We start from the raw sequence: 22,799 nt of genomic DNA, 5'->3' as shown, positions 1-22,799 counted from the left end.
GACAGGCCCGCAGCACGGTTGAATTTATAAGAGAGCACACAATGGATAAATTTCGTGTACAGGGGCCAACGCGTCTCCAGGGCGAAGTCACAATTTCTGGCGCTAAAAACGCCGCGCTGCCAATCCTCTTTGCTGCGCTGCTGGCTGAAGAGCCGGTAGAAATTCAGAACGTACCGAAGCTGAAAGATATCGACACCACCATGAAGCTGCTCACCCAGCTGGGCACGAAAGTTGAGCGTAACGGTTCCGTCTGGATCGACGCCAGCAAGGTGAACAATTTCTCAGCCCCTTACGATCTGGTGAAAACCATGCGTGCATCCATCTGGGCGCTTGGCCCGCTGGTGGCGCGTTTTGGTCAGGGTCAGGTCTCTCTGCCGGGCGGTTGCGCCATCGGTGCGCGTCCGGTTGACCTGCACATCTTTGGTCTGGAAAAACTGGGCGCCGAGATCAAGCTGGAAGAAGGTTACGTTAAAGCGTCCGTTAATGGTCGTCTGAAAGGCGCGCATATCGTCATGGACAAAGTGAGCGTGGGCGCAACTGTCACCATTATGTCTGCGGCGACGCTGGCAGAAGGTACTACCATCATCGAAAACGCCGCGCGCGAACCGGAGATCGTGGATACCGCCAACTTCCTCGTGGCGCTGGGGGCGAAGATTTCCGGTCAGGGTACCGACCGTATCACCATCGAAGGCGTTGAGCGTCTGGGTGGCGGCGTCTATCGCGTTCTGCCGGACCGTATCGAAACCGGTACCTTCCTGGTCGCTGCGGCGATTTCTGGCGGGAAGATTGTTTGTCGCAACGCGCAGCCAGATACCCTGGATGCGGTGCTGGCGAAACTGCGCGATGCGGGTGCGGATATCGAAATCGGTGAAGACTGGATCAGCCTCGATATGCACGGCCAGCGTCCAAAAGCGGTCAATGTGCGTACGGCGCCGCATCCGGCGTTCCCAACGGACATGCAGGCGCAGTTCACCCTGTTGAACCTGGTAGCCGAAGGCACTGGCTTCATCACAGAAACCATTTTCGAGAACCGCTTTATGCACGTACCGGAGCTGATCCGTATGGGCGCGCATGCTGAGATCGAAAGTAATACCGTGATCTGCCACGGTGTTGAGAAACTGTCAGGTGCTCAGGTGATGGCAACCGATCTGCGTGCGTCTGCAAGCCTGGTGCTGGCGGGTTGTATCGCGGAAGGCACAACGATCGTGGATCGTATCTATCACATCGATCGTGGTTATGAGCGTATCGAAGATAAACTGCGCGCGCTGGGTGCCAACATCGAGCGTGTGAAGGGCGAGTAATCGTTCCGGCAGCCCCCTGCCAGCAATGACCGGGGGGTTGCTGTTCCTGTCAAAAACGCGTTATTCCTGCGGTTCTCTTTTTACCTTTCTCTGGCGAATCATGCGCGATCTGTCGATAAATTCATGGGTAATGGGATCGTGGTAGCGCGAAGGCCAAATTACCCACGGATGAGTATCCAGCGCCGTCGCGATAATTAATTCTCCCTTGGGCCAGGGGCGGGTGAGGGCGTTTGCCAGAGTTGAAGAACTCAGTCCATGGCGGCGGGACTCTGCTGCCAGTGAAGTGCCTCTTTTGCGCAGTGCGGCAATAATATCAGCCGTGTGCCAGTCGATAAATTTCGTATCCATAACGCCGTCCTTAAGTTCGGATTCACCTACGCCGTTTCTTCTGAAACGACGCGGTTACTATACCCATTTCAACTTCTTGTTCTAAAAAGTTCGCGTTACTTGAAGGGATATTCAGAATAAGACACGGCTTTATTCATGCGGTCTCTAAACCGATGAATTTACATGAACACAGAATTTACAGGTGTGTACTGGAATCTCCCCGCTATCGCTGCGGGGAGAAACAAGGGGATTAACGGTCGCGCTGAACGGCGATGTGGGCAAGACCAATCAGTGCATCGCGCCATGGGCTGTCTGGAATGACCTGAAGCGCTTCGATGGCTTTGTCGGCTTCTTCTTCCGCACGCTGACGCGTCCATTCCAGCGATCCGCAGATAGCCATGGTTTCCAGGACAGGTTCCAGAAGATGGCGGCCATTTCCCTGCTCAATCGCTTCACGGATCATTTTCGCCTGGTCGGCTGTTCCATTGCGCATAGCATGAAGCAGCGGCAGAGTTGGTTTGCCTTCGTTGAGGTCATCGCCCACGTTTTTGCCGAGCGTCTCGCCGTCCGCACTGTAGTCCAGCAAATCATCAATCAGCTGGAATGCCGTACCCAGATAGCGGCCATAGTCCTGCAGGCCTTTTTCCTGTGCTTCGGTACAGTCAGCCAGAATGCCGGAACACTGGGCAGCCGCTTCAAACAGGCGCGCAGTTTTGCTGTAGATGACGCGCATGTAGTTTTCTTCGGTAATGTCAGGGTCGTTGACGTTCATCAGCTGCAGCACTTCGCCTTCAGCAATGACGTTTACGGCTTCGGACATCACTTCCAGCACTTTCAGTGAGCCCAGGCTGGTCATCATCTGGAAGGCACGGGTATAGATAAAATCCCCCACCAGGACGCTGGCTGCGTTTCCAAAAGCGGCGTTTGCCGTGGCTTTGCCACGACGCATATCCGATTCATCCACAACATCGTCATGCAGAAGCGTCGCCGTGTGAATAAATTCGATGAGCGCTGCGATAGTGATGTGAGCATTTCCCTGATAGCCAACGGCTCTGGCAGCCAGAATGGCAATCATCGGACGAATGCGTTTACCGCCGCCGCTGACGATGTAATAGCCCAACTGATTGATCAGCTGAACGTCAGAGTTGAGTTGCTCCAGGATTGCTGCATTCACACCCGCCATATCTTGCGCGGTTAACTCGTTGATTTTTTCTAAATTCATCGCAAAAGCCGGGCTTTTTATCCTGTTGATCCCATCTTCAATGGGGTAACGAAGGGTTTCGGTTTATCAATAGTAGTGCTGATTGTACTGAAAAAACGGCACAGATAAACGTTACCGTACGTGTTGTGTTTTTTTTCTTCATGTATTGACGGTAGCACTTGTCAAAGGCTCGCGTTTTGCGTAATATTCGCGCCCTATTGTGAATATTTATAGCGCACTCTGATTCATACGAGGACGTGCGCGGAAGCGGAGTTTATATGTACGCGGTTTTCCAAAGTGGTGGTAAACAACACCGAGTAAGCGAAGGTCAGACCGTTCGCCTGGAAAAGCTGGACATCGCAACTGGCGAATCTGTTGAGTTCGCAGAAGTTCTGATGATCGCAAACGGTGAAGAAGTCAAAATCGGCGTTCCTTTCGTTGATGGCGGCGTTATCAAAGCTGAAGTTGTTGCACACGGTCGTGGCGAGAAAGTTAAAATCGTTAAGTTTCGTCGTCGTAAGCACTACCGTAAGCAGCAGGGCCACCGTCAGTGGTTCACTGATGTGAAAATTACTGGCATCAGCGCCTAAGACCTGAGGAGAGATTTAAATGGCACATAAAAAGGCTGGCGGCTCCACACGTAACGGTCGCGATTCAGAAGCTAAACGCCTTGGCGTTAAGCGTTTCGGTGGCGAATCCGTTCTGGCGGGTAGCATCATCGTTCGTCAACGTGGTACCAAATTCCACGCTGGCAACAACGTAGGTTGCGGTCGTGACCACACTCTGTTTGCTAAAGCAGACGGTAAAGTGAAATTTGAAGTTAAAGGCCCGAACAACCGTAAATACATCAGCATCGTTGCTGAGTAAGGTTTTCTCGGTCCGGTAACGGATTAAAGCCCCGCAACCTGTTGCGGGGCTTTTTACATTGGAAACCCGGTAATTTTTTCTGTAGGGAAAACGGGCATGAAGCAGCAGGCCGGCATGGGTATTCTTTTGGCGCTCACTACCGCAATGTGCTGGGGTGCGCTGCCAATTGCAATGAAGCAGGTTCTGGAAGTGATGGAGCCGCCTACGGTGGTCTTTTATCGCTTTCTGATGGCAAGCATCGGCCTCGGGGTTATTCTGGCTATCAAAGGTAAGCTTCCACCCTTGCGGCTTTTCCGCAAACCGCGCTGGCTGGTATTGCTGGCTATCGCGACGGGCGGTCTGTTCGGTAACTTCATCCTGTTCAGCTCTTCCCTGCAATATCTCAGCCCCACGGCGTCGCAGGTGATAGGTCAGCTTTCACCGGTGGGCATGATGGTCGCTAGCGTCTTTATCCTCAAGGAGAAGATGCGCGGTACGCAGATTATCGGGGCGAGCATGCTGTTGTGCGGTCTGGTGATGTTCTTCAACACCAGTCTGATAGAGATTTTCACCCGCCTGACGGATTACACATGGGGTGTAATTTTTGGTGTGGGGGCAGCAACGGTCTGGGTGAGCTATGGCGTCGCACAAAAGGTGTTATTGCGGCGACTTGCCTCACAGCAGATCCTCTTTTTACTGTACACTTTGTGTACAATAGCATTGCTGCCATTAGCCAAGCCGGGTGTGATTTCCCAGCTTAGCGACTGGCAACTGGCGTGCCTCATTTTTTGTGGGCTGAACACGCTGGTCGGTTATGGCGCGCTGGCCGAAGCGATGGCGCGCTGGCAGGCAGCACAGGTGAGCGCGTTAATTACGCTTACTCCGCTGTTTACGCTGTTATTTTCAGATTTGTTATCAATGGCCTGGCCCGATGTCTTCGTCAGACCGATGCTCAACCTGTTGGGTTATCTCGGTGCGTTTGTCGTGGTTGCGGGCGCGATGTATTCCGCCATTGGTCATCGTCTTTGGGGACGTTGGCGCAAAAATGAAGCGGTTGTAGTAGTCCCCCGCTCAGGCGAATGAGTTACGGAGAGTAAAATGAAGTTTGTTGATGAAGCGACGATCCTGGTCGTGGCTGGTGATGGCGGCAATGGTTGCGTGAGCTTCCGCCGTGAAAAGTATATCCCACGTGGTGGTCCTGACGGCGGCGACGGCGGGGATGGTGGTGACGTGTGGCTGGAGGCGGATGAGAACCTCAACACGCTGATCGACTACCGTTTCGAAAAATCCTTCCGCGCTGAACGTGGCCAGAACGGCCAGAGCCGTGACTGTACCGGGAAACGCGGTAAAGACGTCACCATTAAAGTTCCGGTCGGTACGCGTGTGATTGACCAGGGAACCGGTGAAACCATGGGTGACATGACCAAACACGGTCAGCGCCTGATGGTGGCGAAAGGCGGCTGGCACGGTCTGGGTAACAGCCGTTTCAAATCCTCCGTTAACCGTACTCCGCGTCAGAAAACGATGGGGACCCCGGGCGATAAGCGCGATCTGCAGCTGGAGCTGATGCTTCTGGCAGACGTGGGCATGCTGGGTATGCCAAACGCCGGTAAATCGACGTTCATTCGCGCGGTTTCTGCGGCGAAACCAAAAGTGGCGGACTATCCGTTTACCACGCTGGTACCAAGCCTGGGCGTTGTCCGTATGGATAACGAGAAGAGCTTTGTGGTTGCCGATATTCCGGGTCTGATTGAAGGCGCTGCGGAAGGTGCGGGTCTGGGCATTCGCTTCCTGAAACACCTTGAGCGTTGCCGCGTGCTGCTGCACCTTATCGATATCGATCCTATCGATGGTTCCGATCCGGTTGAAAACGCCCGCATCATTATCGGTGAGCTGGAAAAATACAGCGAAAAACTGGCGAATAAACCACGCTGGCTGGTCTTCAACAAGATCGACCTGATGGACAAAGCCGAAGCGGAAGCGAAAGCTAAAGCGATTGCTGAAGCAATGGGTTGGGAAGATAAATATTACCTGATCTCTGCGGCAAGCCAGGTTGGCGTGAAAGATCTGTGCTGGGATGTGATGACCTTCATCATTGAGAACCCAATTGTTCAGGCGGAAGAAGCGAAACAGCCTGAAAAAGTCGAATTCATGTGGGATGACTACCACCGTCAGCAGCTCGAAGAGCTGGAAGCGGAAGAAGATGATGAAGACTGGGACGATGACTGGGATGAAGACGACGAAGAAGGCGTCGAGTTCATCTACAAGCACTAATATCTGTCCAAAGCCCCCATTATGGGGGCTTTTTTTATTCCAGCGTTGCGGGTAGCCAGCAGCTGGCGATCAAACCACCTTCAGCGCCATTCTCAAGCGTCAACCTGCCGTGGTGGAGCTGCACGATGCGCTGCACGATACTCAGGCCCAGACCGCTGCCACCGTAGCGCTGGTCAAGACGGCGGAATGGCTCGGTAATTGACTGTCGGTGCGCTTCATCAATACCGGGGCCCTGATCGATCACGCTAATCTGCGTTCCCCCGTCGACCCCGGTTAATGTCACTGTAATCGTTGTCCCTGCCGGGCTGTAGCGCCCCGCATTCTCCAGCAGGTTGCGCAGCATCAGACGCAGGAGCACGGCGTCTCCCTGAACCGTAAGCGCGCTTTTAGCAGGCCAAATCACCGTATGCTCTTTGGCTTCATGGCCCAGGCCGAGAGGTTCAATGATATTTTCCGTCCAGCTCACGGTTTCGTAGTGTCCGCTGGCCATTGCCTGTCCGGCACGGGCCAGCATCAGCAGCTGTTCGACGGTATGCATGAGCTGATCTATACGGCTAATTAACGTCGCGGCCTGTGGTGCGCCTGACTGCGCCATAAGCTCCAGATGAAGCCGGATACCGGCAAGGGGCGTTCTAAGCTCGTGTGCGGCGTCAGCGGTGAAGAGACGCTCCTGCTGAATAGTATTGTCCAGCCGGGCGAGCAGCTGGTTCAGGGAGGTTGTCACCGCGCCTATTTCTTCCATGTCGGAATACATAGGAAGCGGAGTTAAGTTATCCGCCGAACGGTTAGCCAGGCTGTCACGCAGTTTATTCAGCGGTCGGGTTATCCAGGTGACCGCCCAGAATGAAAACAGCAGCGTGAAACCGACCATCACCAGAGAAGGGACGAGAAGGGAAGCGATCGCCTCGCGGATCTCTTTTTCGACATGGTTATTGCGGGCTTTTGCCGACAGCGTTTCATTCACCAGAAAACCAATCTGCTCACGGCTTTCATGCCACAGCCAGATGACGCTTATCAGCTGGAAAAATAAGAGAATAACCGCCAGCAGCACCATCAAACGCCGACGCATGCTGTTCATTTCTGGCTCTCAAGGCGATAGCCAACGCCACGGACGGTTTTGATTCTGTCCTTGCCGAGCTTGCGACGCAGGTTGTGAATGTGAACTTCAAGGGTATTTGACCCCGGGTCGTCCTGCCAGGAGTAGATATCCTGCTGGAGCGTTTCTCTGTGCACCGTTTGCCCGCTGCGCATGATCAGACGCGTAAGCAGGGCGAACTCTTTTGGCGTCACCTCTACCGCCTGATCCCGGCGCAGTACCTGCTGGGTTTGCAGATTCAGCGTAATATCGCCGTCGGTCAGTAAGTTATCACTATGGCCCTGATAGCGGCGAATCAACGCTCGCACCCGAGCCTGCAGCTCCGCAAGCGCAAAAGGCTTCACTAGGTAATCATCTGCGCCTGCATCAAGGCCGGTGATACGATCCTCAATGGCATCGCGTGCCGTCAGGATCAACACCGGGTTGGCGATACCGCGGCGTCGCCACTGGCTGAGCAGCGTGGCGCCGTCTTTATCAGGCAAGCCCAAATCGAGGATCACCAGACTGTATTCGCCGCTCTGGATCAGGGCGTCCGCCTCCGCTGCGGTGCCAGCACAGTCAAGGGCATACCCTTCATTGGCCAGCCCCAGCGCCAGCCCTTCCTGCAATAACAGATCGTCTTCAACTATGAGTAGTTTCATCGCTAGTTATTCTGGTAGATGTCCTTATAAAGCCTGCTTTCGAAGCGAACAAGCGGAATACGACGATTGCGCTGGTCGGTCGGTTCGACGGCATAGCCGGAAAGATACTGCACGAATGCCATGCGTTGTCCGCTGGCGGTAGTGATGAAGCCTGCAAGGTTGTAAACCCCCTGCAGCGAGCCTGTCTTAGCGGATACTTTGCCATCCACGCCGGCAGCGTGAAGCCCGGCGCGATACTGCAGCGAACCGTCATGCCCGGCCAGCGGCAGCATTGAAATAAAGTTTAGCTCAGTGTCATGCTGTGCAATGTACTGAAGCACCTGCATCATCGTGGCCGGAGAGATCAAATTATGACGCGATAATCCGGATCCATCGACGGCGATGGTATTACCCAGCTCGATCCCGGCCTGCTGGCGCAGGATCTGACGAACGGCGTCTGAACCCGCGCGCCAGGTTCCCGGCACGCCGAAACGCGCGTGGCCAATCATGCGGAACACGGTGTCGGCAATCATGTTGTCAGACTTTTTCAGCATGATTCGCAGTAAATCGTGCAGCGGCGGAGACTGTTTGCTGGCGATGACCGTGCCGGGCTGGTTAACCTGCGTCTGGCGAAGCAGAGTGCCGGTGTAGGTTATGCCCGCTTGTTTTAGTTCATCTTTCAGAATGGCACCCGCATAGCTTGCACCATCCTGTATCGCAAAGGCCAGCGGCAGCGGATCGGCGCGCTGCGTCAGGCAGCCGGTAAGCGTGAAGCGGTTCAGATCGCCCGGCACGACGTCCAGCTCACAATATTGCGCATCCGGGGAGCCTTTCGCCAGCGTTCGGACCTGGCTAAACATTGTTACCGGGTAGTAGGATGCTATGCGGATAAACGCTAAATCATCTGGCTTTGGCGCGCTGTAAAGCGAAACCGAGAAGCAGTTACGGTCAACAATCGCGGCGGCGGGTGGGGCGCTAAAACATTGGGTCATGTCGTTCCACGGCCAGCCTGGGGCTTTATCGTGGCTGGCAAAGATGGATGTGTCGATCAGCACATTGCCATCAATTTTCTGTACGCCAGATTTTTTCAGTACCGCAACCATATTGCGGATATCCTGTCGCTTAAAGGTCGGATCGCCGCCAAAACGGGCGATAAGATCGCCTTTCAGTTCGCCACCCTCGACGTTACCTTTGGTCTCGAGTGTGGTCGTAAAACGGAAGTCAGGCCCGAGCTGGAGCAGGGCGGCGAGGGCAGTGATCACCTTTTGGGTACTGGCAGGCAGCGCCATCTGTTGACTGTGATAGTCAATCTCGGGAGCCTGTGCGCCAACCTTCTGCACCATCAGTGCAAGGTTCGCGCCTGCGGGGAGCTGATTAATGTACTCATCAACATTCGCGGCCTGGGCGGTGAACGTTATACTGGTAGTCAATCCGATGATAAATCTGGAAAATCGCATAATCTCGCGCTAACAACCCGAAAACAAACCGTCATACTACGGTGCATGGCACTGCAAAGTAAACGATGACCCATAGTGAACTTCGCGGTAAAATGCATATCAAATTGAAAAATTGCTGCTGACCTGGGGCATTGCTCCCGGGTCGGTTTTCTTTTTGCTTCTTGCCCGCTTAGGGGGGCAGGAGCAGGGAACACTGCTCCCAACAGGAATGTTTAAGAGGTATAACAAATGCAAGCTATTCCGATGACCTTACGTGGTGCCGAAAAACTGCGCGAAGAGCTGGATTTCCTGAAATCCGTGCGTCGTCCTGAAATCATCGCCGCTATCGCGGATGCGCGCGAGCATGGCGACCTGAAAGAGAACGCTGAATACCACGCAGCGCGTGAGCAGCAGGGCTTCTGTGAAGGGCGTATTAAAGATATCGAAGCAAAACTGTCCAATGCACAGGTTATCGATATCACCAAAATGCCTAATAATGGGCGTGTGATCTTTGGTTCTACCGTGACCGTGCTGAACCTGGACAACGACGAAGAGCAGACCTATCGCATCGTGGGTGATGATGAAGCAGACTTCAAACAGAACCTGATTTCAGTGAACTCTCCGATTGCTCGCGGCCTGATTGGCAAAGAGCAGGACGATGTTGTCACCATCCGCACCCCTGGCGGTGAAGTGGAATACGAAATTATCAAGGTTGAATACCTGTAATTCGCTTCTCTACTGAGATGTTGATACATTGTAAAGAAAAGAAAAAGGCCGCATAGCGGCCTTTTATCAACTCAAGGAGCATGGCATTTTGCTCGCCTGCTGACAGAAATCCCTCGTTTCACACAGAAAATGTGTTTGATTCAGGATATCCTTAGCGTGGCAGCGAGATTTTACGCTCTTTAGATGGGCGGTAGAGCACCAGCGTTTTACCGATGACCTGTACATTACAGGCGCCGGTTTCGCGCACGATGGCTTCCACGATCAGGTTTTTAGTGTCTCTGTCTTCAGAGGCGATTTTCACCTTGATCAGCTCGTGGTGTTCCAGCGCTTGTTCAATCTCGGCAAGCACCCCTTCGGTCAAACCATTGTTGCCAAGCATCACTACAGGCTTGAGCGGATGTGCCAGACCTTTAAGGTGCTGTTTTTGTTTAGTACTCAGATTCATCGTATATTTTTGCTTACGTTGGGATTGAAAACGGTTCATTCTACCGCCATCTCCCTTATATCGCCAAATAGCTGCGTAGAAATTTACGTCACAGGCAGGTAACGATGAACCAGGACGGAAATGTTAAATGACAGGTAAAAAGCGTTCTGCCAGCTCCAGCCGCTGGCTTCAGGAACACTTTAGCGATAAATATGTTCAACAGGCACAGAAAAAGGGGTTACGTTCCCGTGCCTGGTTTAAACTTGATGAAATACAGCAAAGTGACAAACTTTTTAAGCCGGGGATGACGGTTGTTGACCTCGGTGCGGCACCTGGCGGATGGTCCCAGTATGCGGTAACGCAGATCGGCGGAACGGGCCGAATCATCGCGTGCGATCTTTTACCAATGGATCCCATCGTCGGTGTCGACTTCCTTCAGGGCGACTTTCGTGATGAATTAGTGCTGAAAGCGTTACTTGATCGTGTAGGTGATAGTAAGGTCCAGGTTGTCATGTCAGATATGGCACCAAATATGTGCGGAACACCGGCGGTGGATATCCCCCGCGCCATGTATCTGGTGGAGCTAGCGTTAGAAATGTGTCGTGATGTACTAGCGCCTGGTGGTAGTTTTGTTGTGAAGGTGTTTCAGGGCGAAGGTTTCGAGGAGTATCTTAAGGAAATTCGCTCCCTGTTTGCGAAGGTTAAAGTTCGTAAGCCGGACTCTTCCCGGGCCCGTTCCCGAGAAGTGTATATTGTAGCGACCGGGCGAAAATGATAACCGGTAGATTTCAGGCGAAAGTTTGAATGAAACTGGATATAGAGTATCCTGACGCTGTTTTTAACACAGTTGTAATATGAGGTTAATCCCTTGAGTGACATGGCGAAAAACCTAATACTCTGGCTGGTCATTGCCGTTGTGCTGATGTCAGTATTCCAGAGCTTTGGGCCCAGCGAGTCGAATGGCCGCAAGGTGGATTATTCTACCTTCCTGCAGGAGGTCAATCAGGACCAGGTTCGCGAAGCGCGTATCAACGGACGTGAGATCAACGTTACCAAGAAAGATAGTAACCGTTACACGACTTACATCCCGGTGAACGATCCTAAGCTGCTTGATAACCTTCTGACCAAAAACGTCAAGGTGGTAGGTGAGCCGCCAGAAGAACCAAGCCTGCTGGCTTCTATCTTCATTTCCTGGTTCCCGATGCTGCTTCTTATTGGCGTCTGGATCTTCTTTATGCGTCAGATGCAGGGCGGCGGTGGCAAAGGTGCCATGTCGTTCGGTAAGAGCAAGGCGCGTATGCTGACGGAAGACCAGATCAAGACTACTTTCGCTGACGTCGCCGGTTGTGACGAAGCGAAAGAAGAGGTGGGTGAACTGGTTGAATACCTGCGTGAACCGAGCCGTTTCCAGAAGCTGGGCGGTAAGATCCCGAAAGGCGTGCTGATGGTTGGCCCTCCGGGTACCGGTAAAACCCTGCTGGCGAAAGCCATCGCAGGTGAAGCGAAGGTGCCGTTCTTTACTATTTCAGGTTCTGACTTCGTCGAAATGTTCGTGGGTGTCGGTGCATCTCGTGTGCGTGACATGTTCGAGCAGGCCAAGAAGGCAGCACCGTGCATTATCTTCATCGATGAAATCGACGCCGTAGGCCGCCAGCGTGGCGCCGGTCTGGGCGGTGGTCACGATGAACGTGAACAGACGCTGAACCAGATGCTGGTTGAGATGGACGGCTTCGAAGGTAACGAAGGTATCATCGTTATCGCGGCGACTAACCGTCCTGACGTACTTGACCCTGCGCTGCTGCGTCCAGGCCGTTTCGACCGTCAGGTTGTTGTGGGTCTGCCGGACGTTCGCGGCCGTGAACAGATTCTGAAAGTTCACATGCGTCGCGTACCGCTGGCGCCAGATATCGACGCGGCAATCATTGCGCGCGGTACCCCAGGCTTCTCCGGCGCGGACCTGGCGAACCTGGTCAACGAAGCAGCTCTGTTTGCCGCTCGCGGTAACAAGCGCGTCGTATCGATGGTGGAGTTCGAGAAAGCGAAAGACAAAATCATGATGGGTGCGGAACGTCGCTCTATGGTGATGACGGAAGCGCAGAAAGAGTCCACCGCATACCACGAAGCGGGTCACGCGATTATCGGTCGCCTCGTGCCGGAACACGATCCGGTGCATAAAGTGACGATTATTCCGCGTGGTCGTGCGCTGGGTGTGACCTTCTTCCTGCCTGAAGGCGACGCGATCAGCGCCAGCCGCCAGAAGCTGGAAAGTCAGATTTCTACCCTGTACGGCGGTCGTCTGGCAGAAGAGATTATCTACGGTGTGGAACATGTTTCTACCGGTGCGTCCAACGACATTAAAGTTGCGACAAACCTGGCGCGTAACATGGTGACGCAGTGGGGCTTCTCCGACAAACTCGGTCCGCTGCTGTATGCAGAGGAAGAGGGTGAAGTATTCCTGGGCCGTTCTGTGGCTAAAGCGAAACATATGTCCGATGAGACGGCTCGTATCATCGATCAGGAAGTAAAATCTCTGGTAGAGCGTAACTACGCACGTGCACGCCAGATCCTGACCGACAATATGGACATCCTGCATTCGATGAAAGATGCGCTCATGAAATATGAGACCATCGATGCACCGCAGATTGACGACCTGATGGCGCGCCGTGAAGTGCGTCCGCCAGCGGGCTGGGAAGACCCAGGCGCTTCCAATAATTCTGACAACAATGGCACCCCGCGTGCGCCGCGTCCGGTTGATGAACCGCGTACGCCAAACCCGGGCAACACCATGTCAGAACAGTTGGGCGATAAGTAAGCCACTGCTGTTGAAGCGTTTGTCTGTAACTCAAACCCTGGAGCTTGCTCCGGGGTTTTTCATTTCTGTTTAACGATATAGATACCAGGGATTTCGCCATGAAATTATTCGCTCAGGACTCGCATCTCGATCTTTCACATCCCCATGTGATGGGGATCCTGAATGTTACCCCTGACTCTTTCTCTGACGGCGGCACGCATAACACGCTTATCGAGGCGGTTAAGCACGCGAATTTAATGATTAATGCGGGTGCCACCATCATTGACGTTGGTGGTGAATCGACGCGTCCCGGTGCGGCGGATGTGTCTGTGGAAGAAGAGCTGGCGCGCGTGGTGCCGGTGGTTGAAGCTATCGCGCAGCGGTTTGAAGTGTGGATCTCCGTTGATACCTCTAAACCCGAGGTGATTCGTGAAGTGGCGAGAGTGGGCGCTCACATTATCAATGATATTCGCTCGCTCACTGAGCCCGGCGCACTGGAAGCTGCGGCAGAGACGGGATTACCGGTATGCCTGATGCACATGCAGGGCCAACCGAAAACCATGCAGGAAGCACCGAGGTATGATGATGTCTTTGCCGACGTGAATCGCTTCTTTATTGAGCATATCGCGCGCTGTGAACGTGCAGGTATCCCAAAAGAGAAATTGTTGCTCGACCCGGGGTTCGGTTTCGGTAAAAATCTCTCCCACAATTATGCGTTGCTTGCGCGCTTATCGGAATTCCATCACTTTGACCTGCCGCTGCTGGTGGGGATGTCGAGAAAGTCGATGATTGGGCAGTTGCTGAACGTGGGGCCGAGCGAACGCCTGAGCGGCAGCCTGGCCTGCGCGGTGATTGCGGCGATGCAGGGCGCGCACATTATTCGTGTCCATGACGTCAAAGAAACAGTAGAAGCCATGCGTGTGGTGGAAGCCACACTGGCAGCGAAGGAAAACAAACGCTATGAGTAATCGTAAGTATTTTGGTACCGATGGTATCCGTGGGCGTGTAGGCGATGCTCCCATCACCCCTGATTTTGTCCTGAAGCTCGGATGGGCTGCTGGCAAAGTGCTGGCGCGTCATGGTTCCCGTAAGATCATTATCGGTAAAGACACCCGTATTTCCGGCTATATGCTGGAATCAGCGCTGGAAGCGGGTCTGGCGGCGGCTGGACTGTCCGCGTCCTTTACGGGCCCAATGCCAACGCCTGCAGTCGCGTATCTGACGCGTACCTTCCGTGCGGAAGCGGGGATTGTTATCTCAGCTTCTCATAACCCGTTCTACGACAACGGCATTAAATTCTTCTCCATTGACGGCACCAAGCTCCCGGATGACGTGGAAGAAGCCATTGAAGCCGAAATGGAAAAAGAGATCACCTGCGTTGATTCCGCAGAGCTGGGTAAAGCTAACCGTATCGTTGATGCGGCGGGCCGTTATATCGAATTCTGTAAAGGCACCTTCCCGAATGAGCTAAGCCTGGCTCACCTCAAAATTGTGGTGGACTGTGCAAACGGCGCGACCTACCACATCGCCCCGAATGTCTTCCGCGAACTGGGTGCGAAAGTCATCACCATTGGCTGCGAGCCGGATGGTCTGAACATTAACGAGCAGGTGGGGGCAACTGATGTTCGTGCCCTGCAGGCGCGTGTTCTGGCAGAGAAAGCCGACCTGGGCATTGCGCTGGACGGCGACGGCGACCGCGTGATCATGGTCGACCACGAAGGTAACAAGGTCGACGGCGATCAGATCCTCTACATCATTGCCCGTGAGGGCCTGCGTCAGGGCCAGCTGCGCGGCGGTGCGGTGGGCACGCTGATGAGTAACATGGGCCTGGAACTGGCGCTGAAACAGCTCGGTATTCCGTTTGTCCGTGCGAAAGTGGGTGACCGCTATGTGCTGGAAAAATTGCAGGAGAAGGGCTGGCGCATCGGCGCAGAAAACTCGGGTCACGTGATCCTGCTCGATAAAACCACCACCGGTGACGGTATCGTGGCCGCGCTGCAGGTGGTTGCCGCGATGGCGCGCAACCATATGAGCCTGCACGATCTGTGCAGCGGGATGAAAATGTTCCCACAGATCCTGGTAAACGTACGCTTCACTGCCGGTAAAGGCGATCCGCTGGAAAATGAGAACGTTAAAGCGGTGATGGCTGACGTTGAAGCGGCCCTGGGCAATCGTGGGCGTGTGCTGCTGCGTAAGTCCGGTACTGAACCGCTGATCCGCGTGATGGTGGAAGGTGAAGACGAAGCGCAGGTAACCGAATTTGCACACCGTATTGCGGATGCTGTGAAAGCGGCATAATTGTGCACGCTAAATGTATAAAAAGGCGGCTTTTGTCGCCTTTGTTTTAAGCAATTAATGGCTTTTTGCTGTTTTTTTCCGCAGTTGATACAATGCGTCAAAAATGCCCTTGCGAAGGTCATTCGCTTTGGTTAGTATTCACACCCGCTTCAGTGGGAAACAAAAATCCTGCTAATTGGTCGAAGCATTGGTATGCGGCAAATCCGCAAGGAACAGGTTGATTATGTACGAAGCTCTTTTAGTTGTTTTCCTTATTGTAGCCATCGCTCTCGTAGCGCTGATTATGCTGCAGCAAGGTAAAGGCGCTGATATGGGAGCCTCCTTCGGAGCAGGCGCTTCCGGTACGCTGTTCGGTTCAAGTGGTTCTGCGAACTTCATGACCCGCACAACGGCGATTCTGGCTACGCTGTTCTTCATCATCAGTCTGGTGCTTGGCAATATCAACAGCAACAAGACCAGCAAAGGAAGCGAGTGGGAAAACCTGAGCGCGCCAGCGAAAACTGAGCAAACTCAGCCAGCTGCACCGGCTAAGCCAGCCAGCGATATCCCGCACTAAGTATTCTGTACCGAGGTGGTGGAATTGGTAGACACGCTACCTTGAGGTGGTAGTGCCCTAACGGGCTTGTGGGTTCGAGTCCCATCCTCGGTACCAATATTCCAGAAGAAAGACGTCGAAAGGCGTCTTTTTTTTCGTCTGCATATTCTGAGGTGTGGTTTTGTAGGCCCGGTAAGCGCAGCGCCACCGGGCAAAATGGCGGGTGACGCTGCGCTTACCCGCCCTACGAAAGTGCACAAAAAAGGCGTCCATAGGACGCCTTTTGCACGTTATATCAGCGATTACTTCTTATCGCTGTGCTCCAGGTTTTCAACCTGCGGCAGACCGTTATCGGAATTCGCTGAGAGCAGGCCATTCTCAACATAGTTGAATAGCTTCTCGCGGGTATCGGTGATGTCCAGGTTACGCATGGTCAGCTGACCGATACGATCGTCCGGCGAGAACACGGATTCACCTTTCTCCATGGTCAGACGCTCTGCTTTATAGGTCAGGTTGTCAGACACGGTGTTCAGGATGGAGTAGTCGTTGCCGCGACGCAGTTCCAGCGTTACTTCACCGGTGATTGCGCTTGCCACCCAACGCTGCAGCGCATCACGCAGCATCAGCGCCTGTGGATCGAACCAGCGGCCCTGATACAGCAGTTTACCCAGCTGACGGCCATGAGAGTGATACTGCTCAATGGTGTCTTCATTGTGAATGCCGGTCAGCAGACGCTCGTAAGCGATGTGCAGCAGCGCCATTCCCGGGGCTTCATAGATGCCACGGCTTTTTGCTTCGATGATGCGGTTTTCAATCTGATCGCTCATGCCCAGACCGTGACGACCGCCAATACGGTTAGCTTCCAGCATCAGCTCAACATCGTCTGAGAAAGTTTTACCGTTCAGCGCAACCGGATGGCCGCGTTCGAAACGTACGGTAACTTCTTCAGCCTGGATTTTGACGTTCTCGTCCCAGAACTTCACGCCCATGATCGGGTTAACGATCTTCACGCTTGAGTTCAGGAATTCCAGGTCTTTCGCTTCGTGCGTCGCACCCAGCATGTTGGAGTCAGTGGAGTAAGCTTTCTCGACAGACATCTTATAGTCGAAACCGCAGGCGATCATAAACTCGGACATCTCATGGCGGCCACCCAGCTCGTCGATGAAGTCGGTATCCAGCCACGGCTTGTAGATCTGCAGTTCGGCGTTGGTCAGCAGGCCATAGCGATAGAAACGTTCAATATCGTTACCTTTATAGGTGCTACCGTCACCCCAGATGTTGACGCCGTCTTCTTTCATCGCCGCAACCAGCATGGTGCCGGTGACCGCACGGCCCAGCGGGGTGGTGTTGAAATAGGTCAGGCCGCCGGTGGTGTTATGGAACGCACCGCACTGAATAGCCGCGATACCTTCAGCGACCAGTTGCTTACGGCAGTCAATCAGGCGCGCGTTCTCTGCACCATACTCTTTAGCGCGACGAGGAATGGCATCGTAGTCGTCCTCATCCGGCTGACCCAGGTTCGCAGTATAGGCATACGGAACCGCTCCCTTCTGGCGCATCCACAGCAGTGCAGCGCTGGTATCCAGGCCACCTGAGAAAGCGATGCCAATACGTTGTCCAACCGGAAGATGCTTGAGAATCGTCGTCATAGAATAAAACCCTGCTTGATTGACTGATTAGAGACCGCTTTCGCTCTCTTGTGCATTTTTATGCAAAATAAGTGAGTATTCATTTAATCATCTTTTGGCGAAGACCGGAAGAGAGTCGTGCGTTTTTTGTAAAAATTTTGGTCTAATTGATCTGGCGGAAGTTGGGTTGACAGGTGGGGTCAACTATCAATATACTAAACGCCGATTTTACGTCCCGTCTTCGGTACCAAATCCCAGCATTATTTGCAAATTCTGTCCAAAACGCGTAGAATTTGCCACGTTTCAGGCGCGGGGTGGAGCAGCCTGGTAGCTCGTCGGGCTCATAACCCGAAGGTCGTCGGTTCAAATCCGGCCCCCGCAACCACTTTCCCATAAAGTTCTTTTTCAAATATACTGTGAAGACTTAGAGCCTTCGTAGCTGGATTTGAAAAAATTCTTTCGGAAAGTGCTCCAGGCCACAGTTGTGGCTATAGGGTTCAGTTATCTAAAGCCCCGATTTATCGGGGTTTTTTGTTATCTGACTACAGAATAACTGGGCTTTACGCCCTTTTTTTATGTCTTGGGGGTGGGCTTGTCCACATTAGAGCAAAAATTAACAGAGATGATTACTGCACCGGTCGAAGCACTGGGCTACGAACTGGTCGGCATCGAATTCGTTCGCGGCCGTACATCGACGCTGCGCATCTATATTGATAGTGAAGATGGCATCAATGTTGATGATTGTGCTGATGTCAGCCACCAGGTGAGTGCGGTTCTTGATGTTGAAGACCCGATTACCGTTGCGTACAACCTGGAAGTTTCCTCACCTGGCCTCGATCGCCCGATGTTCACGGCCGAGCACTATGTGCGCTTTACCGGTGAAGAAGTGGCTCTCGTTCTGCGTATGGCCGTACAGAACCGCCGTAAATGGCAGGGAATTATCAAAGCCGTTGATGGTGAAATGATCACGGTGACAGTCGAAGGCAAAGATGAAGTGTTCGCGCTGAGTAATATCCAGAAGGCGAACCTGGTTCCCCACTTTTAACAGTCTGGATTGAGGTGAAAAGCCCGCGATGAACAAAGAAATTTTGGCTGTTGTTGAAGCCGTCTCCAACGAGAAATCACTGCCGCGTGAGAAGATTTTCGAAGCGCTGGAAAGTGCACTGGCTACAGCAACCAAGAAAAAATACGAACAAGAGATCGATGTTCGCGTAGAAATCGATCGTAAAAGCGGTGACTTCGATACATTCCGTCGTTGGGTAATCGTTGAAGAAGTGACCCAGCCGACCAAAGAGATCACGCTTGAAGCCGCCCGTTTTGAAGACGAAAGTCTGAACGTGGGTGAGTACGTTGAAGATCAGATTGAATCTGTGACCTTCGACCGTATCACGACTCAGACCGCTAAACAGGTTATCGTGCAGAAAGTGCGCGAAGCCGAGCGCGCGCTGGTTGTCGATCAGTTCCGCGATCAGGAAGGCGAAATCATCACCGGCGTGGTGAAGAAAGTGAACCGCGACAACATCTCCCTGGAGATCAAATCCGAAGGGTTGCCGGGTAACGCTGAAGCCGTGATCCTGCGTGAAGATATGCTGCCGCGTGAAAACTTCCGCCCAGGCGACCGTATTCGCGGTGTTCTGTACGCCGTTCGTCCTGAAGCGCGTGGTGCACAGCTGTTCGTGACCCGTTCTAAACCAGAAATGCTTGTAGAACTGTTCCGTATCGAAGTGCCGGAAATCGGTGAAGAAGTTATCGAGATTAAAGCGGCGGCTCGCGATCCGGGCTCCCGTGCGAAAATTGCGGTGAAAACCAACGACAAGCGTATCGACCCGGTCGGTGCTTGCGTCGGTATGCGCGGTGCGCGTGTCCAGGCAGTTTCTACTGAGCTGGGCGGCGAACGTATTGATATCGTTCTGTGGGATGACAACCCGGCGCAGTTCGTGATCAACGCAATGGCTCCAGCTGATGTGGCGTCTATCGTTGTTGACGAAGACAAACACACCATGGATATCGCTGTTGAAGCGGGCAACCTGGCGCAGGCAATCGGCCGTAACGGTCAGAACGTACGCCTGGCGTCACAGCTGAGCGGCTGGGAACTCAACGTAATGACCGTTGATGACCTGCAGGCTAAGCATCAGGCTGAAGCCCATGCGGCGATCGATACCTTCACTAAATACCTGGATATTGACGAAGACTTCGCCACTGTTCTGGTTGAAGAAGGTTTCTCTACGCTGGAAGAACTGGCCTATGTGCCAATGAAAGAGCTGCTGGAAATTGACGGTCTGGATGAACCAACCGTTGAAGCCCTGCGTGAACGCGCTAAAAACGCACTGACCACCCTGGCACTGGCTCAGGAAGAAAGCCTTGGCGATAAGAAGCCGGCTGATGACCTGCTGAATCTGGAAGGTCTTGATCGTGCGATTGCGTTCAAGCTGGCTGCCCGTGGTGTTTGTACGCTGGAAGATCTCGCTGAGCAAGGCGTTGATGACCTGGCTGATATCGAAGGTTTAACCGACGAGAAAGCCGGCGAGCTCATCATGGCCGCACGTAATATTTGCTGGTTCGGCGACGAAGCGTAATAAACTGTAGCAGGAAGGAACAGCATGACTGATGTAACTGTAAAATCGCTGGCTGCTGAGATTCAGACCTCCGTGGACCGCCTGGTACAGCAATTTGCTGATGCAGGGATCCCGAAGTCCGCTGATGACTCGGTGACCGCGCAAGAAAAACAAACCTTGTTAACGCACCTGAACCGTGAACACGGTTCTACGCCTGACAAGTTAACGCTGCAGCGCAAAACGCGCAGCACGTTAAACATCCCTGGTACCGGTGGCAAAAGCAAATCGGTACAAATTGAAGTCCGCAAGACGCGCACCTTTGTAAAACGTGATCCGCAAGAGGCAGAACGCCTTGCCGCGGAAGAGCAGGCACAGCGTGAAGCGGAAGAACAAGCTCAGCGTGAGGCGGAAGCAGCCGCCAAACGTGAAGCAGAATTAAAAGCTGAACGTGAGGCCGCAGAAAAAGCGAAACGCGACGCAAGTGATAAAGTGAAGCGTGACGCTGCGGAAAAAGACAAAGTGAGCAATCAACAGACAGACGAAATGACCAAAACCGCCCAGGCTGAAAAAGCCCGCCGTGAAAATGAAGCTGCCGAGCTGAAGCGTAAAGCGGAAGAAGAAGCCCGCCGTAAGCTGGAAGAAGAAGCTCGCCGCGTCGCCGAAGAAGCGCGCCGTATGGCAGAAGAAAACGAGAAGAATGGTGTGAATACCGTTGAGCCGACTGAAGACACCAGCGACTATCACGTGACCACTTCTCAGCATGCCCGTCAGGCTGAAGATGATAACGACCGTGAAGTAGAAGGCGGCCGTGGCCGTGGCCGTAATGCAAAAGCAGCGCGTCCGGCGAAAAAAGGCAACAAGCACGCTGAATCCAAAGCTGACCGTGAAGAAGCACGCGCGGCTGTTCGCGGTGGTAAAGGCGGCAAGCGTAAAGGTTCCGCGCTGCAGCAGGGCTTCCAGAAGCCGGCTCAGGCCGTTAACCGTGACGTTGTGATCGGCGAAACCATTACCGTTGGCGAACTGGCGAACAAGATGGCGGTTAAAGGCTCTCAGGTCATCAAAGCAATGATGAAGCTGGGTGCCATGGCGACCATCAACCAGGTCATCGATCAGGAAACCGCACAGCTGGTTGCTGAAGAGATGGGCCACAAAGTTATCCTGCGTCGTGAAAACGAGCTGGAAGAAGCAGTAATGAGCGACCGTGATACTGGTGCTGCGGCTGAACCGCGTGCACCGGTTGTGACTATCATGGGTCACGTTGACCACGGTAAAACCTCTCTGCTTGACTACATTCGTTCTACTAAGGTTGCCTCTGGTGAAGCGGGTGGTATTACCCAGCACATCGGTGCTTACCACGTAGAAACTGACAACGGTATGATCACCTTCCTGGATACTCCGGGCCACGCCGCGTTTACCTCAATGCGTGCTCGTGGTGCTCAGGCGACGGATATCGTTGTTCTGGTTGTTGCTGCAGACGACGGCGTCATGCCGCAGACCATCGAAGCTATCCAGCACGCGAAAGCAGCAGGTGTGCCGGTTGTGGTTGCAGTGAACAAGATCGATAAGCCAGAAGCGGATCCCGATCGTGTTAAAAACGAACTTTCCCAGTACGGTATTCTGCCGGAAGAGTGGGGCGGCGAAAGCCAGTTCGTACACGTGTCTGCGAAAGCGGGTACCGGTATCGACGAACTGCTGGACGCGATCCTGCTGCAGGCCGAAGTTCTGGAGCTGAAAGCCATCCGTAACGGTATGGCGAGCGGTGCGGTTATCGAATCCTTCCTCGATAAAGGACGTGGCCCGGTTGCTACCGTTCTGGTTCGCGAAGGTACGCTGCATAAAGGCGATATCGTTCTGTGCGGTTTCGAATACGGTCGTGTTCGTGCGATGCGTAACGAACTGGGTCAGGAAGTGCTGGAAGCAGGTCCGTCCATTCCAGTGGAAATCCTGGGTCTGTCCGGGGTTCCGGCTGCCGGTGACGAAGTGACCGTGGTGCGTGACGAGAAGAAAGCGCGTGAAGTGGCACTGTATCGTCAGGGTAAATTCCGTGAAGTTAAACTGGCTCGTCAGCAGAAATCTAAACTCGAGAACATGTTTGCCAACATGACCGATGGCGAAGTTCACGAAGTGAACATCGTTCTGAAAGCCGACGTTCAGGGTTCTGTGGAAGCGATCTCCGACTCCTTGCTGAAACTGTCTACCGACGAAGTGAAAGTGAAGATCATCGGTTCTGGCGTAGGTGGTATCACCGAAACCGACGCGACCCTGGCTGCTGCCTCCAACGCTATCCTGGTTGGCTTCAACGTTCGTGCGGATGCATCTGCGCGTAAAGTGATTGAAGCTGAAAGCCTGGATCTGCGCTACTACTCCGTCATCTATAACCTGATCGACGAAGTGAAAGCAGCGATGAGCGGCATGCTGTCTCCTGAGCTGAAACAGCAGATCATCGGTCTGGCTGAAGTACGTGACGTGTTCAAATCACCGAAATTCGGTGCGATCGCGGGCTGTATGGTTACCGAAGGTAACATCAAGCGTCACAACCCAATCCGCGTACTGCGTGACAACGTGGTTATCTACGAAGGCGAGCTGGAATCCCTGCGCCGCTTCAAAGATGACGTTAACGAAGTCCGTAACGGCATGGAATGTGGTATCGGCGTGAAGAACTACAACGACGTTCGCGTTGGCGATATGATCGAAGTGTTCGAGATCATCGAAATTCAGCGTACCATCGCTTAATTACCGAT

General features: G+C 53.5%; 21 protein-coding genes and 2 tRNA genes. 16 read left to right on the top strand and 7 right to left on the bottom strand.

All coding sequences use genetic code 11. The features are described from left to right. Nucleotides 1-41 precede the first annotated feature (41 nt). Complete coding sequence (gene murA / locus UTM25_RS12720; RefSeq protein WP_023309349.1) at nucleotides 42-1,301, top strand: UDP-N-acetylglucosamine 1-carboxyvinyltransferase; 1,260 nt, start codon at nucleotides 42-44, stop codon at nucleotides 1,299-1,301. A gap of 60 nt (nucleotides 1,302-1,361) precedes the next feature. Here the strand turns inward: murA and sfsB are convergent, their stop codons facing one another. Further along, complete coding sequence (gene sfsB / locus UTM25_RS12715) at nucleotides 1,362-1,649, bottom strand: DNA-binding transcriptional regulator SfsB (RefSeq protein ID WP_023309348.1); 288 nt, start codon at nucleotides 1,647-1,649, stop codon at nucleotides 1,362-1,364. Between the two features lie 229 nt (nucleotides 1,650-1,878). Further along, on the bottom strand, nucleotides 1,879-2,850 hold the full coding sequence (gene ispB, locus UTM25_RS12710) for an octaprenyl diphosphate synthase (protein ID WP_045355402.1): 972 nt from the start codon (nucleotides 2,848-2,850) through the stop codon (nucleotides 1,879-1,881). Between the two features lie 257 nt (nucleotides 2,851-3,107). Between ispB and rplU the strand changes: the two genes are divergently transcribed. From rplU to cgtA, 4 genes are all read left to right on the top strand, one after another. Beyond that, nucleotides 3,108-3,419, top strand: coding sequence for a 50S ribosomal protein L21 (gene rplU / locus UTM25_RS12705; protein WP_003025032.1), 312 nt, complete (start codon nucleotides 3,108-3,110; stop codon nucleotides 3,417-3,419). Nucleotides 3,420-3,438: 19 nt separating this feature from the next. Beyond that, entirely contained in the window at nucleotides 3,439-3,696 is a 258-nt protein-coding gene (rpmA, locus tag UTM25_RS12700) for a 50S ribosomal protein L27 (protein ID WP_004385076.1), read from the top strand. Between the two features lie 96 nt (nucleotides 3,697-3,792). Beyond that, nucleotides 3,793-4,758, top strand: coding sequence for a DMT family transporter (locus UTM25_RS12695; protein WP_194401325.1), 966 nt, complete (start codon nucleotides 3,793-3,795; stop codon nucleotides 4,756-4,758). Nucleotides 4,759-4,773: 15 nt separating this feature from the next. Further along, entirely contained in the window at nucleotides 4,774-5,949 is a 1,176-nt protein-coding gene (gene cgtA / locus UTM25_RS12690) for an Obg family GTPase CgtA (RefSeq protein ID WP_023333597.1), read from the top strand. Nucleotides 5,950-5,983: 34 nt separating this feature from the next. Here cgtA and pmrB read toward each other — a convergent pair whose 3' ends face one another. From pmrB to dacB, 3 genes are read right to left on the bottom strand one after another with little or no spacing between them, the layout of a single operon-like run. After that, entirely contained in the window at nucleotides 5,984-7,027 is a 1,044-nt protein-coding gene (gene pmrB, locus UTM25_RS12685; RefSeq protein WP_023309344.1) for a two-component system sensor histidine kinase PmrB, read from the bottom strand. Then, complete coding sequence (gene pmrA, locus UTM25_RS12680; RefSeq protein WP_033146744.1) at nucleotides 7,024-7,686, bottom strand: two-component system response regulator PmrA; 663 nt, start codon at nucleotides 7,684-7,686, stop codon at nucleotides 7,024-7,026. The genes pmrB and pmrA overlap by 4 nt, the downstream gene beginning before the upstream one ends. Before the next feature lie 2 nt (nucleotides 7,687-7,688). Continuing rightward, entirely contained in the window at nucleotides 7,689-9,122 is a 1,434-nt protein-coding gene (gene dacB / locus UTM25_RS12675; RefSeq protein WP_032659718.1) for a serine-type D-Ala-D-Ala carboxypeptidase, read from the bottom strand. A gap of 228 nt (nucleotides 9,123-9,350) precedes the next feature. Here dacB and greA point away from each other — a divergent pair, with 228 nt between their 5' ends. Next, on the top strand, nucleotides 9,351-9,827 hold the full coding sequence (gene greA / locus UTM25_RS12670) for a transcription elongation factor GreA (RefSeq protein ID WP_014171793.1): 477 nt from the start codon (nucleotides 9,351-9,353) through the stop codon (nucleotides 9,825-9,827). Between the two features lie 151 nt (nucleotides 9,828-9,978). Here the strand turns inward: greA and yhbY are convergent, their stop codons facing one another. After that, the gene (gene yhbY / locus UTM25_RS12665) at nucleotides 9,979-10,272 is read right to left on the bottom strand and encodes a ribosome assembly RNA-binding protein YhbY (RefSeq protein ID WP_003861814.1); all 294 of its coding nucleotides are present in this window, start codon (nucleotides 10,270-10,272) and stop codon (nucleotides 9,979-9,981) included. A 127-nt stretch (nucleotides 10,273-10,399) separates the two neighbouring features. Between yhbY and rlmE the strand changes: the two genes are divergently transcribed. The 6 genes from rlmE to UTM25_RS12635 all read left to right on the top strand — a co-directional run bounded on the left by rlmE (nucleotide 10,400) and on the right by UTM25_RS12635 (nucleotide 15,992). Continuing rightward, entirely contained in the window at nucleotides 10,400-11,026 is a 627-nt protein-coding gene (gene rlmE, locus UTM25_RS12660; RefSeq protein WP_003861812.1) for a 23S rRNA (uridine(2552)-2'-O)-methyltransferase RlmE, read from the top strand. Between the two features lie 102 nt (nucleotides 11,027-11,128). Then, nucleotides 11,129-13,063 carry an ATP-dependent zinc metalloprotease FtsH gene (gene ftsH, locus UTM25_RS12655; RefSeq protein WP_029739626.1) on the top strand — a complete coding sequence of 645 codons (1,935 nt, stop codon included), beginning with the start codon at nucleotides 11,129-11,131 and terminating at the stop codon, nucleotides 13,061-13,063. A 98-nt stretch (nucleotides 13,064-13,161) separates the two neighbouring features. Further along, nucleotides 13,162-14,010 carry a dihydropteroate synthase gene (gene folP / locus UTM25_RS12650; RefSeq protein WP_181593927.1) on the top strand — a complete coding sequence of 283 codons (849 nt, stop codon included), beginning with the start codon at nucleotides 13,162-13,164 and terminating at the stop codon, nucleotides 14,008-14,010. Next, on the top strand, nucleotides 14,003-15,340 hold the full coding sequence (gene glmM / locus UTM25_RS12645; RefSeq protein ID WP_023309339.1) for a phosphoglucosamine mutase: 1,338 nt from the start codon (nucleotides 14,003-14,005) through the stop codon (nucleotides 15,338-15,340). The genes folP and glmM overlap by 8 nt, the downstream gene beginning before the upstream one ends. Before the next feature lie 223 nt (nucleotides 15,341-15,563). After that, entirely contained in the window at nucleotides 15,564-15,896 is a 333-nt protein-coding gene (gene secG / locus UTM25_RS12640) for a preprotein translocase subunit SecG (RefSeq protein ID WP_054829684.1), read from the top strand. 9 nt (nucleotides 15,897-15,905) lie between these two features. Beyond that, nucleotides 15,906-15,992 (top strand) — tRNA-Leu (locus UTM25_RS12635). Nucleotides 15,993-16,177: 185 nt separating this feature from the next. Here the strand turns inward: UTM25_RS12635 and argG are convergent. Beyond that, nucleotides 16,178-17,524 (bottom strand): argininosuccinate synthase, encoded by a 1,347-nt coding sequence (gene argG, locus UTM25_RS12630; RefSeq protein ID WP_194401324.1) that lies wholly within the window; start codon nucleotides 17,522-17,524, stop codon nucleotides 16,178-16,180. A gap of 287 nt (nucleotides 17,525-17,811) precedes the next feature. On the opposite strand from argG, the gene UTM25_RS12625 reads away from it, so the two are divergent. The 4 genes from UTM25_RS12625 (at nucleotide 17,812) to infB (ending at nucleotide 22,791) form a co-directional block, all read left to right on the top strand. Further along, nucleotides 17,812-17,888, top strand: a tRNA-Met gene (locus tag UTM25_RS12625). 207 nt (nucleotides 17,889-18,095) lie between these two features. Further along, nucleotides 18,096-18,548, top strand: a complete 453-nt coding sequence (rimP, locus tag UTM25_RS12620; protein WP_014833432.1) for a ribosome maturation factor RimP — start codon at nucleotides 18,096-18,098, stop codon at nucleotides 18,546-18,548. A gap of 28 nt (nucleotides 18,549-18,576) precedes the next feature. Beyond that, entirely contained in the window at nucleotides 18,577-20,079 is a 1,503-nt protein-coding gene (gene nusA, locus UTM25_RS12615; protein WP_029739628.1) for a transcription termination factor NusA, read from the top strand. A gap of 24 nt (nucleotides 20,080-20,103) precedes the next feature. Then, nucleotides 20,104-22,791 (top strand): translation initiation factor IF-2, encoded by a 2,688-nt coding sequence (infB, locus tag UTM25_RS12610; RefSeq protein WP_023309335.1) that lies wholly within the window; start codon nucleotides 20,104-20,106, stop codon nucleotides 22,789-22,791. The last annotated feature ends 8 nt before the right edge of the window (nucleotides 22,792-22,799 follow it).

It is taken from the genome of Enterobacter sp. 61D5 (assembly GCF_034107965.1).
GTDB lineage: Bacteria > Pseudomonadota > Gammaproteobacteria > Enterobacterales > Enterobacteriaceae > Enterobacter > Enterobacter cloacae_M.
Note: the sequence above shows the minus strand (reverse complement) of the source record. Positions and strands in the feature narration are given on the sequence as shown.